Origin of the sequence: Ruegeria faecimaris, assembly GCF_900182615.1 — a bacterium.
GTDB classification, from domain to species: Bacteria; Pseudomonadota; Alphaproteobacteria; order Rhodobacterales; family Rhodobacteraceae; genus Ruegeria; species Ruegeria faecimaris.
In genome coordinates this window covers 573973-587066 of sequence record NZ_FXTE01000001.1, presented here as the reverse complement: position 1 = coordinate 587066, position 13094 = coordinate 573973, and the positions used below count along the sequence as shown (strand labels likewise).

The window sequence follows — 13094 nt, the reverse complement described above, 5'->3', positions numbered from 1 at the left end:
TGCAAGCAGAAAGTTTCATAATTTATCAATCCCAGGATTTTCCGTTGCCAGATGCCGCAAAACCCCTAGGCTTCTGTACATGAGACATTTTACGCACCACATCACCACCGCCCTTTCGCTGTTTCTTTTCACAGTATTCATGCTGTCAATCCCGGCATCCGCGGCCGGGCGCGATAGGATCGAGGCATTCTTGACCACGACCGGTTTCGACGTTGCTCTTGAAAGTATTGCTCTGGCTTCGGCCTCGGCACCTCAGATGCTGGGTTTTGACCCCGATGGATTCGGGTCGGACTGGGCGCGGCTGACCGAAGAAGTTTTCGATACCAAAGACATGCATGAAACTGCAGTTTCGATTTTAGAGCAGACGCTCAGCGATCAGGCGCTGAATCACGCGGTAGAATTCTATGCATCAGATCTGGGTCAACGACTGGTCTCTGCTGAAAACGCATCCCATCTGATCGAAGATGACGAAGCGAAACAACAGCAGGGGCAAGAGATAGTCGCTCAACTTGTCCGCGAAGGCTCTCAACGTGTTGAGAGTCTAAAAAGGATGAACACTGCCATCGACTCAAGCGGTACTTCTTTGCGCGCTCTTCAGGAAATACAAATCCGGTTCCTCCTCGCCGCCAGCGCTTCAGGTGTGATCGAACTACAGTTGGATGCAGATGAATTGCGCGCAATGATGAAACAGAACGAAACCGGGATGCGACAGGCCTTACAGCTCTCCGCACTTGCCGGTGCTGCTTATACCTATCAGGATTTCTCGGATGCGGATGTCATCACCTATGTCGAAGCGTTGGAACAGCCTCTAATGCAGGAAGTCTACGAACTTTTGAACGCCATTCAGTATGAGATAATGGCTATGAAATTCGAAGTCTTGGCAACCAAAATGGCCGAGCTTCACCCCGCACAGGACATCTGATGCGCATTCTGATCGTTTTCGCCCTGATCTTCTGGGCCACATCATCCGGCGCCGTGGAAAAAGCGGATCGGCTGGCGCAGGCAATGCGTCTGGAGAACCTGATCGAAATTCTCCTGTCCGAAGGCGGAAAGATGAGCCAAGAGATGGACGCCACTTTGTTGGATGGCAACGGTGGTGCTCTGTTCGAAACTCGGGTCGAGGCGATTTATGATCCCGATTGGATGTATGATCAGTTGGTCCAGGGATTCCGGCAAAGCCTGGATGAAGTGCATTTGGAACGCGCCATCGCCTTTTTTGAAAGCGATCTTGGCCAGACCATCGTTTCCCTTGAGAATTCCGCACGGCTTGCATTTGTTGATCCGGCAATCGAAGACTTGGCAAAACAGGCCTATTTCGAAAACACCAAAGCCAGCATGCAGTTCAAACTGGTCGAAGAGTACATACTGGCCAACGACCTGATCCAACAGAACGTGCGGAGCGCTTTGAGCGCGGATTACAACTTTTTCAGGGGGATAAATGACGGCCAGGTTCTCGATAACAGCGACCTTCTGGACAACCTTCTGCTGCAAAAGGACGGGATCGAGCAAGAGACAGAAACCTGGCTGTATTCCTTTCTGTTGATGGCCTATAACCCTCTGAGCAACGCCCAGATGCGCAAGAACATCGCGTTTTCTCGAACGGATACAGGGCAAGCGCTGAACAGCTCACTGTTCGAGAGCTTCGACAGTATGTATGATCAGATCTATTACGATCTGGGAAAGGCGGTTGCGGCTGTCTTACAGGGCTCTGATCTTTAGTCGCCATTTCATGTTGACTTTCCCCTGCAATCTTTGGATAAGCGCCCATCCCGGCCGGAATCTCCGCGCCGGGTATCGTTATTGTTGACCCAAGGGGCTGATCCATGGGTCATTCACACAGCCCGAAAAGGGCGCGCTGTTCGAGGTGGCTGAGGCCGAAAACACCCGCAAGGGGACCACAGAACGCGGGTTAGACAAAGGAAAGACGCATGTTTGCGGTCCTCAAGACTGGCGGCAAGCAGTACAAGGTTCAGGCGGGTGATATCCTCCGTGTTGAAAAATTGGCTGCCGACGCAGGTGAAAAAGTTCAATTCAACGATGTTCTGATGCTGGGCGGTGACGCTCCGGTTGTTGGTGCACCGTTTGTAGATGGTGCAGCCGTTCAGGCCGACGTGATCGAACAGATCAAGGGTGACAAGGTCATCAACTTCGTCAAGCGCCGTCGTAAGCACAGCTCGAAGCGTACCGTTGGCCACCGTCAGAAGCTGACTCTGGTCAAGATCACCGACATCCTGTCGTCGGGCGCTGACAAGTCGGGCATCAAAGCTGCAACCGGTTCTGCACCGGCAGGCGAAGCTGCACCCGCAGCAAAAAAGCCCGCCAAGAAAGCAGAAGCCAAAGCAGAGGCACCCGCCGCTGTTGCTGCTGCAGACGATCTGACCGCGCTGAACGGTGTCGGCCCAGCCGCTGCCAAAAAGCTGAACGAGGCCGGTATCGAGAGCTTTGCCGCTCTGGCCGCCTTGTCGGACGAGCAGATTACTGCTATCGAAACGGTCAAAGTGAAGCCCGAATGGGTTGAGCAGGCCAAAGAGCTTGCTAAAGGCTAAGGAGAGAGAGAATGGCACATAAAAAAGCTGGCGGTTCCTCCCGTAACGGTCGCGACTCAGCTGGTCGCCGCCTTGGCGTGAAACTGTATGGTGGCCAGGCCGCCATTTCAGGCAACATCATCGTGCGTCAGCGCGGCACCAAGTTCTGGCCGGGCGAAGGCGTAGGCATTGGCAAAGATCACACCATCTTTGCAACTGTTGATGGCGCTGTGAAGTTCCACAAAGGCCTCAAAAACCGCACCTTTATTTCGGTCCTGCCAGTGGCGGAGGCCGCAGAGTAAGCCGAAACCCATAAGGTTTGAAAATTCTTGGGGGACCGGCAGAAAATGCCGGTCCCTTTTTCGTTTTAACGCAGGTTCGATCAAACAGTCCGATGACAGTCGCAACCACCAGTTTCCTGATCTTTGCCGCCAGTCAGGTCGGCACGCCGGGACCGGCCAATATGGTCCTGCTGGGAACCGGTGCGCGTTACGGGTTTCGGGCAGCGCTGCCTTTTGTGGGCGGCGTCATTCTGGGCAAGCAGCTAATCATCTGGCCGGTGGGCTTTGGGTTGCTGCAATTGGCGGATCAGGCGCCGGCGGTGTTTGCTTTTCTGAAATACGCCTCGGCGGCCTATATCATGTGGCTGGCCTGGAAGATCGCCAACACGCGGCTGTCCCGGCAAGAGGCTGATGGCGCAGCGCCAGGGTTTCTGGCTGGATTGATTGTTCATCCGCTCAATCCCAAGGCCTGGGCCATGATCGTTGCGGGGTTCACGGGGTTTGTCGCCGTCGGAACACCAACTTTTGAGGCAACGCTCGCAATCGCGGCTTGTTTGTTGATTTGTCAGGTGATTCTTCATCCAATCTGGACATTTGCCGGAGATAGAATTGCCCACGCGGTTGAAGGTCGGCCGATGGAAAAATATCTGATGTGGACGTTAGCAGGTCTCACTGTTGCGTCTGTACTTTTTGTGTTGTTCGGAGGAGGAACGCACCTATGAAACTTGAGACGATCATAAACCAGCCGGTCATAGAAACCGAGCGGTTCGATCTGCGCCCTCTGCGCCGGTCGGATCTGGGTCTCATCGAACATTATGCCGGAGATGAGCGGGTTGCGCGTATGACGACAAGGATTGCGCACCCTTTGCCGCCCGGCGCGGTTGAGGCCTTTGTGACCCGGTCCATGGCCGAAGACCGCAGCGAGGATGTCTGGGCGATGGACGCGACCAAGGATGGCGGTCCGGAGCTGATAGGCCTGATCTCGCTGGAACGCCTGGATCGCAACCAATCCGAGGTCGGCTATTGGGTAGCTCCTGTCTATTGGAACACCGGGATCGCATCTCTGGCGGTCGAAGCACTGGTTGTCGCCAATCCGCTTGAAAACACGTCGATGTTCGCAAGCGTATTTCAGGACAATCCAGCCTCAGCCAGGGTGCTGACGCATTGTGGTTTCGAATACCTGGGTGATGCCGAAATCTATTCAGTGGCGCGTGATGCGAACGTGCCCACTTGGACATACAGTAAAAAACTCTGACTTGTGGCCGGTGGGGCCTTTGCAGTAGGGGACAGTCATGAAATTTCTCGATCTTGCAAAGGTCTACATCCGGTCCGGGGCCGGCGGTGGCGGCTGCGTCAGTTTTCGGCGCGAAAAGTACATTGAATACGGCGGTCCCGATGGCGGGGACGGCGGTAAAGGTGGCTCTGTCTGGGTCGAAGTTGTGGATGGGTTGAATACCCTGATCGACTTTCGCTACCAGCAGCATTTCTTTGCCAAGAACGGTCAGCCTGGCCGGGGGCAGCAGCGCACCGGAAAAGATGGTGATGACATCATTCTGCGCGTCCCGGTCGGCACTGAGATCCTGGACGAAGACGAAGAAACCGTCATCTGCGATCTGACAGAGGTGGGCCAAAGGGTCCTGCTGGCCAAGGGCGGCAATGGCGGTTTTGGCAACCTGCACTTCAAATCGGCCACCAACCAGGCGCCTCGTCGGGCTAATCCGGGTCAGGCAGGTATCGACCGCACGATCTGGCTGCGCTTGAAATTGATTGCCGATGTCGGCCTGTTGGGGATGCCTAATGCCGGGAAATCGACCTTTCTTGCTGCGACATCTAACGCGCGCCCCAAAATTGCCGATTACCCTTTTACCACCTTGCACCCCAATTTGGGCGTTGTGGGTGTCGACAATGTGGAATTCGTGGTGGCTGACATCCCCGGTCTGATCGAGGGCGCACATGAAGGACGTGGCATCGGAGACCGTTTTCTGGGCCATGTCGAACGCTGCGCGGTATTGCTGCATTTGGTTGATGGCACCTCGGAAAGTGTGGCCGAAGACTATCGCACGATCATTCACGAGCTTGAAGCCTATGGTGGTGAGTTGGCCGATAAGCCTCGCATCACCGTCTTGAACAAGGTCGACGCCCTGGATGACGAGGAACGTGAACTGGCCAAGGCCGAGCTTGAAGAGGCCGTCGGAGGCCCCATAATGGCCATGTCTGGTGTGGCGCATCTGGGTGTAACCGACGTCCTGCGGGCTTTGCGCGGTCGGATAGACGATGACCGCGTGCGCCAGAAACCCGCCGAGGAGGAACTGCCTTGGCAACCCTGACCGCAGCCAAACGCCTAGTGGTCAAGATCGGATCCGCCTTGCTGGTGGATCGGAACACAGGGTTGTTGCGCTCGGACTGGTTACATTCGCTTGCTCAGGACGTCGCATGGCTAAAGGGGCAGGGGACCGACGTCATTCTGGTCTCATCGGGGTCAATCGCGTTGGGGCGTGGCGTTTTGGGTCTGCCCATGGCCACGCTTCCGTTGGAACAGTCTCAAGCCGCCGCCGCTGTCGGGCAAATCCGGCTGGCCCGCGCCTATGAAGAAGCGCTGACGCCTCACAAGATTACCACTGCACAAGTGCTCGTTACGCTGGAGGATAGCGCGGATCGTCGCCGCTATCTGAATTCACGCGCCACCTTGGAAACGCTGCTGGGGCTTGGAGTCGTTCCGATTGTCAACGAAAACGATACAGTGGCCACGGATGAGATCCGGTATGGCGACAATGATCGTCTGGCCGCTCAGATCGCCGTCACCGTTGGTGCGGATCAGCTGATCCTGTTGTCGGATGTTGATGGGTTCTACTCGGCCAATCCAAATGAGGATGCCTTGGCCAAGAGGTTTGACATCATCGAAGACATCACGCCCGAGATTGAGGCGATGGCGGGTGATGCCGGTTCCGGCCTATCAAAGGGCGGGATGAAGACCAAACTGTTGGCGGGAAAAATGGCCACGGCTGCTGGTTGCGACATGGCGATCACCGAAGGCTCCCCTCTGAACCCTTTGAAAACGCTTGAAAACGGCGCGAACTGTACATGGTTCATCGCGACAGTTGACCCGCATGCCGCACGCAAACGCTGGATTTCAGCGATGAAACCCCGGGGTGAGATCGTTGTAGACGCGGGGGCCGCGCGGGCGCTGAGCAATGGCAAAAGCCTGTTGCCAGCAGGAATAGTCGAAGTGTCCGGAGATTTCGGGCGCGGTGATCCTGTTTCGATCATGGACCCACAGGCGCGACGGCTTGCGCAGGGGCTCAGCCGCTATACCGCGCAAGAAGCAGACGCTATCAAGGGGCGCAAATCGACCGAGATCGAAGCCACTCTAGGCTATCCTGGCCGCGCGGTGTTGATCCACCGCGATGATCTGGCTGTTTGACAACACTGACTGAAAGGCACCTGAGATGAAGGATTTCGACAGCATCCCCGACCTGATGACCGATCTTGGGAATCGCGCCAAGGCCGCCGCTGCCGAGCTGGCATTTGCAAGCGCCGAGCGTAAACACGCAGCCCTGATTGGGGCCGCCGAGGCTGTTTGGGCCAATCGTGAAAAGATCATTGCGGCCAATAAGAAAGATATGGAATTCGGGCGCGACAAAGGGTTGAGCCCGGCGATGATGGATCGCCTGATGCTGGATGAGGCCCGCATTCAGGGCATGGTCGACGGGCTGCGCGCCGTTGCAGAGCAGGCCGATCCTGTTGGTGAGGTTCTGACCGAATGGGACATGCCCTCGGGCCTGAACATTCAGCGCGTGCGCACGCCTCTGGGCGTGATCGGCGTGATCTATGAGAGCCGCCCGAATGTCACGGCGGATGCGGGGGCGTTGTGCCTGAAATCCGGGAACGCGGTCATCCTGCGCGGTGGATCAGAAGGCTTTCATTCCTCGTCAGCCATCCATGCCTGTTTGGTTCAGGGTCTGAAATCGGCGAACCTGCCCGAGGATGCCGTTCAGCTTATCCCAACCCGCGACCGGGCGGCGGTTCAGGAACTGCTGACCATGACCGATTATGTCGACGTAATCGTTCCCCGTGGGGGCAAAGGGCTGGTCGGGCTAGTCCAGCGCGAGGCCCGGGTCCCGGTATTTGCCCATCTGGAAGGCATTGTGCATATCTATATCGACAAGGCCGCTGATCCGCAAAAGACGCTCGATGTGGTTTTAAACGCCAAAACCCGTCGTACCGGAATCTGCGGTGCTGCCGAATGTCTGCTGATCCATCGGGATATCGCTGAAACGCTGGGACGGGATGTCATATCGGCGCTGTTGGCCGCAGGTGTCGAAGTACACGCCGAAGGTACTTTGGCCGTTGATGGCACTATCGCGGCCACTTCTGATGACTGGGGCAAAGAGTTTCTGGATAGTATCATCGCGGCCAAGCCGGTGGCTGATATCGACGCCGCCATTGCGCATATCCGCAGGTTTGGGTCGAACCACACCGATTGCATCATGACCGAGGATCCCGCTGAAGCCGCCCGGTTCTTTGAACGGCTTGATAGCGCGATCCTGATGCATAACGCCTCAACCCAATTCGCCGATGGTGGTGAGTTTGGCATGGGGGCCGAGATTGGCATCGCCACCGGAAAGATGCACGCGCGCGGCCCCGTAGGGGCGGCTCAACTGACCAGTTTTCAGTATCTGGTGCGCGGTTCAGGGACTGTTCGGTCTTAGAACCGGATTTCGACGCGGGTTGAGGCCGTATCGGTCGCGACCCGCCGTCCCATCGACGATGCGGATTCAGGCAGCAGCGCAAATTGAACCTGCGCCGGGGTGACCTTGTTGGTAAACTGTCCGCTGGGCAGGTTCTTCCATAGCTCGGCTTCCAGCTTCATTTTGTCCGCGGTCCCTGTCACAGACCAGTTCTTCCCATCGTTTACGATCGTTACATCCCCGCCAAATGGCATCGCGCTTTCGCAGCACATCAACGCCAGAAAGGCCAGTTTCACCTGATTACGCGGCACCGCTTCGGTCAGGTTCCAGTTGACACGAACACGACCTGCGCGTTCGACATCATTCAACAGCTCTAAAACCTCGGCCCGCCCAAGGGGATGATGGCTGGCCGACCCAAAAGCGACCCTGAAAAAGCGGATGCGTGCGCCGGCGCTGCCGACACTTCCCGCGATCAGTTCCATCTCGGGGCCTTGCACCGCGCCAACCATTTCAAGCAGCTCCAAGCCGTTGGTGATCGCCCCGATCGGGCTGATCAGATCGTGGCAGATCCGCGAGCCGATCAGTTCGGCCAGGTTGACGTCCAAGTCGCTCATGCGTACCTCCTGCTGTATCTGCCACCGGACCGGAGCCCCTTGATGACAGATCTGAATGCCATTCTTGCACCGGGCATGTATGTCCGCCACCCCGATTTCCCCGATTGGGGCGTTGGACAGGTACAATCCAACATCGCAGGTAAGATCACCGTAAACTTCCGCGAGCAGGGAAAAGTGGTGATCGACGGGGCACGCATCGCCCTGATGCCGGTATTTGATCCGTGAAACTGGTTTAAGAAAGGTTAACGTTTGATCGAAGCGCTCTATGTTGCCATTCCCCTGAAACCTGCGGTATCAGCGCGGAAACAACACGGAACCTCTGATGCCGGACGCAGGCCCTTCTTTCACCGTCAAACTCGCCGAAAATGACACCGAATTGCGGGCTGCACAGCGGTTACGCTATGATGTGTTCATACGTGAACTGGGCGGCGGTGGGGAAATGGTCGACCACGATGCCGGGTTGGAGCGCGACAGGTTCGATCCCTATTTCGATCATATGTTGGCGATTGACGATCAATCTGGAAAAGTTGTTGGCGTTTACAGGCTGTTACCAGGTGATCGTGCTTCTGAAATCGGACAGTTCTATTCCGAAGATGAATACGATCTTTCCATCTTGAAACAAGGCGGACGCAAGCTGTTGGAGTTGGGACGTTCATGTCTACATCCCGATTATCGCGGCGGCACTGCAATGTATCACCTGTGGAACGGGTTGGCCGCCTATGTCGCCGAGCGCGAGATCGAGGTCTTGTTTGGCGTCGCCAGTTTCCACGGCACCGATCCTCAAGCTCTGGCTCAGCCTTTGTCCATGTTACATCACAATCACCTTGCGCCTCCGGACCTTCGGGTTCGGGCTCAGCCCAAAGTGTTCCAGCCCATGGATATGCTGGATAGCGATAAACTGGATCGGCGCGCAGCGATGGTGCAGGTTCCAGCACTGATAAAAGCATACCTGCGTCTCGGCGGGTTTGTGGGCGAGGGTGCCTTTATCGACCATATGTTCAATACCACCGATGTTTGCCTTATCCTCGACACGGCGCGGATGAATGAGCGACAACGGCGCATCTATGGCGGAGCGTAACGTGATGAGTGACGCCTCATGGCACAGTGAAGATGCACCTGACCCGATCAATCTGGGGGTCTGCGGCTGGCTATTGGTCTTCTTTCGGGGTTTACCACTTGCTGTATTTGTATTCAGCGGGCTGATTGTCCTGCTGATCCTTCGCATGATCGAGCGCCCGCTCTATGGGGTTCACCGTCCGGTCACGCCCTTCATCACGCAGTTCGTATGCCGTAATGCGTTCCGGATTCTCGGGATTAGCTACCGTACAACCGGCGAGCTTATGACCCAGCGTGGTGCGGTTGTTGCGAACCATTCCTCGTGGCTTGATATTTTTGCGCTGAATGCCCGTAAAAGGATCTATTTTGTCTCGAAGGCCGAGGTAGCCAAATGGCCAGGTATAGGCTGGCTGGCGCGAGCGACAGGTACTGTTTTCATCGAGCGCGACCGCAAGAAGGCACGCGAACAGACACTTCTGTTTCAGGAGCGCCTGACAGCCGGTCACAAGCTGCTGTTTTTTCCAGAGGGTACGTCGACCGACGGTCTACGGATTTTACCATTTAAAACAACACTTTTTGCGGCATTCTTCACCGAAGATCTACGCGATTTCATGTATGTTCAACCGGTGTCGGTCGTTTACCATGCACCTAAGGGTGAGCCTGACCGGTTTTATGGCTGGTGGGGTGACATGGATTTTGCGCCGCATCTGTTAAAGACTTTGGGAGCGCGTCGCCAAGGTGGCGTAGAGCTAATCTATCATTCGCCAGCCAAGGTCAGCGACTTTGAAAACCGAAAAGCCCTGGCCGCCTATTGCGAAGATACCGTGCGTCAGGCGCACAGCCTTGCGCGGCTTGAAAAATAGGGCGATTGGCCCTTGCACTGCCTGAAAACCTGCCGTATACGCGCGCCATTCAAACCCGCAGGCGGGGTTTGGGCTTTATAGGGGAGACATCCTTATCTGGCCCGCCGGTTGGAGCATCCGCTTCTTTCACCCCCGCCGAGGCGTAAACCGGAAAAAGGAAATAAAGCATGGCTCTTCCCGAGTTCTCCATGCGTCAGCTGTTGGAAGCTGGCGTTCACTTTGGTCACCAGACACAGCGTTGGAATCCCCGCATGGGCCCGTTCATCTACGGCTCGCGCAATGGCATCCACATCATGGACCTGACCCAGACCGTTCCGATGCTGGACCAGGCTCTGCAGGCTGTTCGTGACACTGTTGCCAAGGGCGGCCGCATTCTGTTCGTTGGCACCAAGCGTCAGGCCGCAGGCCCAATCGCCGAAGCAGCTGAAAAGTCAGCCCAGTACTACATGAACCACCGCTGGCTGGGCGGCACCCTGACCAACTGGAAAACCGTTTCCCAGTCGATCAACCGTCTGAACCAGATTGACGAAGCCATGGAATCGGGCGCCGAAGGCCTGACCAAGAAAGAGCGTCTGGGCATGGAACGTGACCAGGGCAAACTGCAGGCTTCGTTGGGCGGTATCCGCGAAATGGGCGGCGTCCCGGACCTGCTGTTCGTCATCGACGTCAAAAAAGAAGCACTGGCCATCGCCGAAGCCAACAAGCTGGGTATCCCGGTCGTGGCAGTTGTCGACACCAACTGCTCGCCCGATGGTGTCGATTACATCATCCCTGGCAACGATGACGCAGCCCGCGCGATCTCGCTGTACTGCGATCTGGCAGCACGTGCCGCTCTGGACGGCATGACCGCTCAGATGGGTGCAGCAGGCGTTGATCTTGGCGCATTCGAAGAAGCACCGGTTGAAGAAGTCGTTGCGGAAGAAGCACCCGCAGCAGCAGAAACACCTGCCGAAGCGTAAGCTGCCCGTCACGTAAATGACATCTGGGGCAGGGTATGACCTGCCCCAATTCCGTTTGAATTGAGGAGAGCCAAAAGATGGCAATCACAGCAGCAATGGTAAAAGAACTGCGCGACACCACTGGCGCAGGCATGATGGACGCGAAAAAAGCGCTGACCGAAACCGGCGGCAACATGGACGAAGCCGTTGATTGGCTGCGCACCAAAGGCCTGGCCAAAGCGGCCAAGAAATCGGGTCGTACCGCGGCGGAAGGTCTGGTTGCCGTTCACGTAAACGGCAACAATGGTGTTGCAGTTGAAGTGAACTCGGAAACCGACTTCGTCGGGAAAAACGCCGAATTCCAGGAAATGGTTGGTAAGATCGCATATGCCGCAGAAGGCGTCGACAATGTCGAAGCTCTGCTGGCAGCTGATCTGGGTGGCAAAACCGTTGCGGAAACGCTGACCGACAAGATCGCCACCATCGGTGAGAACATGTCGGTGCGCCGTATGTCCAAACTGTCGGGCGACACTGTTGTATCTTACGTCCATAACGCAGCCACTAACGGCATGGGCAAGATCGGCGTTCTGGTCGCTCTGACCGGCGGTGACGAAGCCATCGGCAAGCAGATTGCGATGCATATCGCGGCTGTGAACCCGGCAGCTCTGTCCGAGGCAGACATGGACCCGGCGATCGTCGAGAAAGAAAAGCAGGTCCAGATGGACATCGCGCGCGAATCCGGCAAGCCGGAGCAGGTCATCGAAAAGATGATCGTTGGTCGCATGAAGAAGTTCGTCGCTGAATCGACCCTGTTGAACCAGCAGTTCGTAGTAAACCCTGACCTGACCGTTGAGGCCGCTGCCAAAGAAGCAGGCGCGACCGTCACCGGATTCGTGCGTCTGGAAGTTGGCGAAGGCATCGTTGTCGAAAAAGAAGACTTTGCCGCTGAAGTTGCAAAAGCAGTTCAGGGCTAAGCATCACAGGCCCTGAACAGGGCCTGTATCAATCTGAGAAACCGGGTACGCCATGCGTATCCGGTTTTTCTTTGCCCTTAGTGTAGAAATGATGCCTAGAAACGAAAAAGGACGCCGAAAGCGTCCACAAGTTAAACCTAGTTTAAATGAGGGGCCCCGCAAAGATGGGGATGGACGAGGCCCCCCAAAATTCCGACAAAGAGACGCGGACAAATAGGCGCCCTATTGTCAGAGCGATCGGAGAGCTTTGTTATTGCAAAGATCCGACCAAATGTTCCCAGGCTAAAGCCACCACTCACGGAACAATACCACTTTGCAACTTTAGCGTTAGATTCGGAAAGTCATGTTTTCCTTACCCTAGGTAAATTGACGCATATTCGCGTCACTCCCTGAGTCAAACCCCAACGATGAACATCTGATTTTGAAGAGATGCTTTCAAAACTGCCTGCGCCGTTGTCTCGACCACGAGGGCCTCGCGCGCCAGACGCAGATGCTTTTCGACAGTGGCCGAAGTCAGCCCCATCAGAATCGCAATGTCCTGAGTTGTTTTGCCGTCGCCGACCCACTCAAGCGCCTCACGCTGACGTTTTGTCAGGGCGCGATTTGGTGCGTTATAGGGCAGGGTGAGGATTTTCAGATGAGCAACGTTGTTCATCAGAAGAATATCCTGGCCAAATTCCTCCCAGACAGCGTCCACATCGTCTTGTGTACGCGATCCATGCGCTGAAAGCGAAATTGCCCCTTTCGACCGAACCGAAACCGAGTCGAAACTGACCGTATAGCCGGCGACGACACCTTTGGTTTTGTTGAACTCGATGACGTCTCGCTCTTTTGCGGTCAAGGTGCCATCAGTCATCAGATCCTGGGCGATCCTCCAGCTTGCGGCCCCTTCATTATGCAAAGCCCATTTCAGCATCGGAGCATGGAAATACAACCCGCCTCCCAGAAACCCATCCAGGTAATCTTTGCTGTGATTGGTCAGGATTACAAAATCCTCGGGATCCCCCAGCGACGTTTCGGTGCGATATCGCGTATATCCGTACAGCAAACGATCGAACCCATATTCTGCCATTTGCCGGCAATGGGCATCCCAGAGCTCTTCCAGGGTTTTGGTATAGCTGAGGAAATTCAGATACTCAGAAAGCTTCATAGCGA

General features: G+C 56.0%; 16 protein-coding genes. 14 read left to right on the top strand and 2 right to left on the bottom strand.

Annotation, left to right across the window (positions count from 1 at the left end; genetic code table 11):
- The first annotated feature begins 79 nt into the window (after positions 1 to 79).
- The 9 genes from FN806_RS02920 to FN806_RS02880 all read left to right on the top strand — a co-directional run bounded on the left by FN806_RS02920 (position 80) and on the right by FN806_RS02880 (position 7515).
- Positions 80 to 922, top strand: a complete 843-nt coding sequence (locus FN806_RS02920) for a DUF2059 domain-containing protein (protein WP_142633842.1) — start codon at positions 80 to 82, stop codon at positions 920 to 922.
- Positions 922 to 1719, top strand: coding sequence for a DUF2059 domain-containing protein (locus FN806_RS02915; protein WP_142633840.1), 798 nt, complete (start codon positions 922 to 924; stop codon positions 1717 to 1719). The genes FN806_RS02920 and FN806_RS02915 overlap by 1 nt, the downstream gene beginning before the upstream one ends.
- A gap of 209 nt (positions 1720 to 1928) precedes the next feature.
- Positions 1929 to 2546, top strand: coding sequence for a 50S ribosomal protein L21 (locus FN806_RS02910; RefSeq protein WP_142633838.1), 618 nt, complete (start codon positions 1929 to 1931; stop codon positions 2544 to 2546).
- A gap of 11 nt (positions 2547 to 2557) precedes the next feature.
- On the top strand, positions 2558 to 2827 hold the full coding sequence (gene rpmA, locus FN806_RS02905) for a 50S ribosomal protein L27 (RefSeq protein WP_120635433.1): 270 nt from the start codon (positions 2558 to 2560) through the stop codon (positions 2825 to 2827).
- Between the two features lie 92 nt (positions 2828 to 2919).
- A complete protein-coding gene (locus tag FN806_RS02900; protein WP_142633836.1) occupies positions 2920 to 3528 on the top strand; it encodes a LysE family translocator in 609 nt (202 codons plus the stop codon).
- Entirely contained in the window at positions 3525 to 4061 is a 537-nt protein-coding gene (locus FN806_RS02895; protein WP_142633834.1) for a GNAT family N-acetyltransferase, read from the top strand. Before FN806_RS02900 ends, FN806_RS02895 begins: the two co-directional genes overlap by 4 nt.
- 37 nt (positions 4062 to 4098) lie before the next feature.
- Positions 4099 to 5133, top strand: a complete 1035-nt coding sequence (gene obgE / locus FN806_RS02890) for a GTPase ObgE (protein ID WP_142633832.1) — start codon at positions 4099 to 4101, stop codon at positions 5131 to 5133.
- Positions 5121 to 6227, top strand: coding sequence for a glutamate 5-kinase (gene proB / locus FN806_RS02885; RefSeq protein ID WP_142633830.1), 1107 nt, complete (start codon positions 5121 to 5123; stop codon positions 6225 to 6227). The genes obgE and proB overlap by 13 nt, the downstream gene beginning before the upstream one ends.
- Before the next feature lie 25 nt (positions 6228 to 6252).
- Positions 6253 to 7515 (top strand): glutamate-5-semialdehyde dehydrogenase, encoded by a 1263-nt coding sequence (locus FN806_RS02880; RefSeq protein ID WP_142633828.1) that lies wholly within the window; start codon positions 6253 to 6255, stop codon positions 7513 to 7515.
- On the opposite strand, the gene FN806_RS02875 is transcribed toward FN806_RS02880, so the two are convergent.
- Positions 7512 to 8108: a histidine phosphotransferase family protein gene (locus FN806_RS02875; protein ID WP_142633826.1), complete on the bottom strand. Its 597-nt coding sequence runs from the start codon at positions 8106 to 8108 to the stop codon at positions 7512 to 7514. The genes FN806_RS02880 and FN806_RS02875 overlap by 4 nt on opposite strands.
- A gap of 42 nt (positions 8109 to 8150) precedes the next feature.
- Here FN806_RS02875 and FN806_RS02870 point away from each other — a divergent pair, with 42 nt between their 5' ends.
- From FN806_RS02870 to tsf, 5 genes are all read left to right on the top strand, one after another.
- Positions 8151 to 8333 (top strand): DUF3553 domain-containing protein, encoded by a 183-nt coding sequence (locus tag FN806_RS02870; RefSeq protein WP_142633824.1) that lies wholly within the window; start codon positions 8151 to 8153, stop codon positions 8331 to 8333.
- Positions 8334 to 8430: 97 nt separating this feature from the next.
- Positions 8431 to 9186 (top strand): L-ornithine N(alpha)-acyltransferase, encoded by a 756-nt coding sequence (gene olsB, locus FN806_RS02865; RefSeq protein ID WP_142633823.1) that lies wholly within the window; start codon positions 8431 to 8433, stop codon positions 9184 to 9186.
- Positions 9187 to 9190: 4 nt separating this feature from the next.
- Positions 9191 to 10027: a lyso-ornithine lipid O-acyltransferase gene (gene olsA, locus FN806_RS02860; protein ID WP_142635124.1), complete on the top strand. Its 837-nt coding sequence runs from the start codon at positions 9191 to 9193 to the stop codon at positions 10025 to 10027.
- A gap of 167 nt (positions 10028 to 10194) precedes the next feature.
- Positions 10195 to 10986: a 30S ribosomal protein S2 gene (gene rpsB / locus FN806_RS02855; protein WP_142633821.1), complete on the top strand. Its 792-nt coding sequence runs from the start codon at positions 10195 to 10197 to the stop codon at positions 10984 to 10986.
- A 77-nt stretch (positions 10987 to 11063) separates the two neighbouring features.
- Positions 11064 to 11939 carry a translation elongation factor Ts gene (tsf, locus tag FN806_RS02850; protein ID WP_142633819.1) on the top strand — a complete coding sequence of 292 codons (876 nt, stop codon included), beginning with the start codon at positions 11064 to 11066 and terminating at the stop codon, positions 11937 to 11939.
- Between the two features lie 394 nt (positions 11940 to 12333).
- Here tsf and FN806_RS02845 read toward each other — a convergent pair whose 3' ends face one another.
- Positions 12334 to 13089 (bottom strand): LuxR family transcriptional regulator, encoded by a 756-nt coding sequence (locus FN806_RS02845; protein ID WP_142633818.1) that lies wholly within the window; start codon positions 13087 to 13089, stop codon positions 12334 to 12336.
- Positions 13090 to 13094 lie beyond the last annotated feature (5 nt).

What these genes read in the sequence shown, in the direction of transcription:
- FN806_RS02920 (WP_142633842.1), top strand. Translation starts at nt 80, where the DNA reads ATGAGACATTTTACGCACCACATCACCACCGCCCTTTCGCTGTTTCTT.
- FN806_RS02915 (WP_142633840.1), top strand. Translation starts at nt 922, where the DNA reads ATGCGCATTCTGATCGTTTTCGCCCTGATCTTCTGGGCCACATCATCC.
- FN806_RS02910 (WP_142633838.1), top strand. Translation starts at nt 1,929, where the DNA reads ATGTTTGCGGTCCTCAAGACTGGCGGCAAGCAGTACAAGGTTCAGGCG.
- rpmA (WP_120635433.1), top strand. Translation starts at nt 2,558, where the DNA reads ATGGCACATAAAAAAGCTGGCGGTTCCTCCCGTAACGGTCGCGACTCA.
- FN806_RS02900 (WP_142633836.1), top strand. Translation starts at nt 2,920, where the DNA reads ATGACAGTCGCAACCACCAGTTTCCTGATCTTTGCCGCCAGTCAGGTC.
- FN806_RS02895 (WP_142633834.1), top strand. Translation starts at nt 3,525, where the DNA reads ATGAAACTTGAGACGATCATAAACCAGCCGGTCATAGAAACCGAGCGG.
- obgE (WP_142633832.1), top strand. Translation starts at nt 4,099, where the DNA reads ATGAAATTTCTCGATCTTGCAAAGGTCTACATCCGGTCCGGGGCCGGC.
- FN806_RS02880 (WP_142633828.1), top strand. Translation starts at nt 6,253, where the DNA reads ATGAAGGATTTCGACAGCATCCCCGACCTGATGACCGATCTTGGGAAT.
- FN806_RS02875 (WP_142633826.1), bottom strand. Translation starts at nt 8,108, where the DNA reads ATGAGCGACTTGGACGTCAACCTGGCCGAACTGATCGGCTCGCGGATC.
- FN806_RS02870 (WP_142633824.1), top strand. Translation starts at nt 8,151, where the DNA reads ATGACAGATCTGAATGCCATTCTTGCACCGGGCATGTATGTCCGCCAC.
- olsB (WP_142633823.1), top strand. Translation starts at nt 8,431, where the DNA reads ATGCCGGACGCAGGCCCTTCTTTCACCGTCAAACTCGCCGAAAATGAC.
- olsA (WP_142635124.1), top strand. Translation starts at nt 9,191, where the DNA reads ATGAGTGACGCCTCATGGCACAGTGAAGATGCACCTGACCCGATCAAT.
- rpsB (WP_142633821.1), top strand. Translation starts at nt 10,195, where the DNA reads ATGGCTCTTCCCGAGTTCTCCATGCGTCAGCTGTTGGAAGCTGGCGTT.
- tsf (WP_142633819.1), top strand. Translation starts at nt 11,064, where the DNA reads ATGGCAATCACAGCAGCAATGGTAAAAGAACTGCGCGACACCACTGGC.
- FN806_RS02845 (WP_142633818.1), bottom strand. Translation starts at nt 13,089, where the DNA reads ATGAAGCTTTCTGAGTATCTGAATTTCCTCAGCTATACCAAAACCCTG.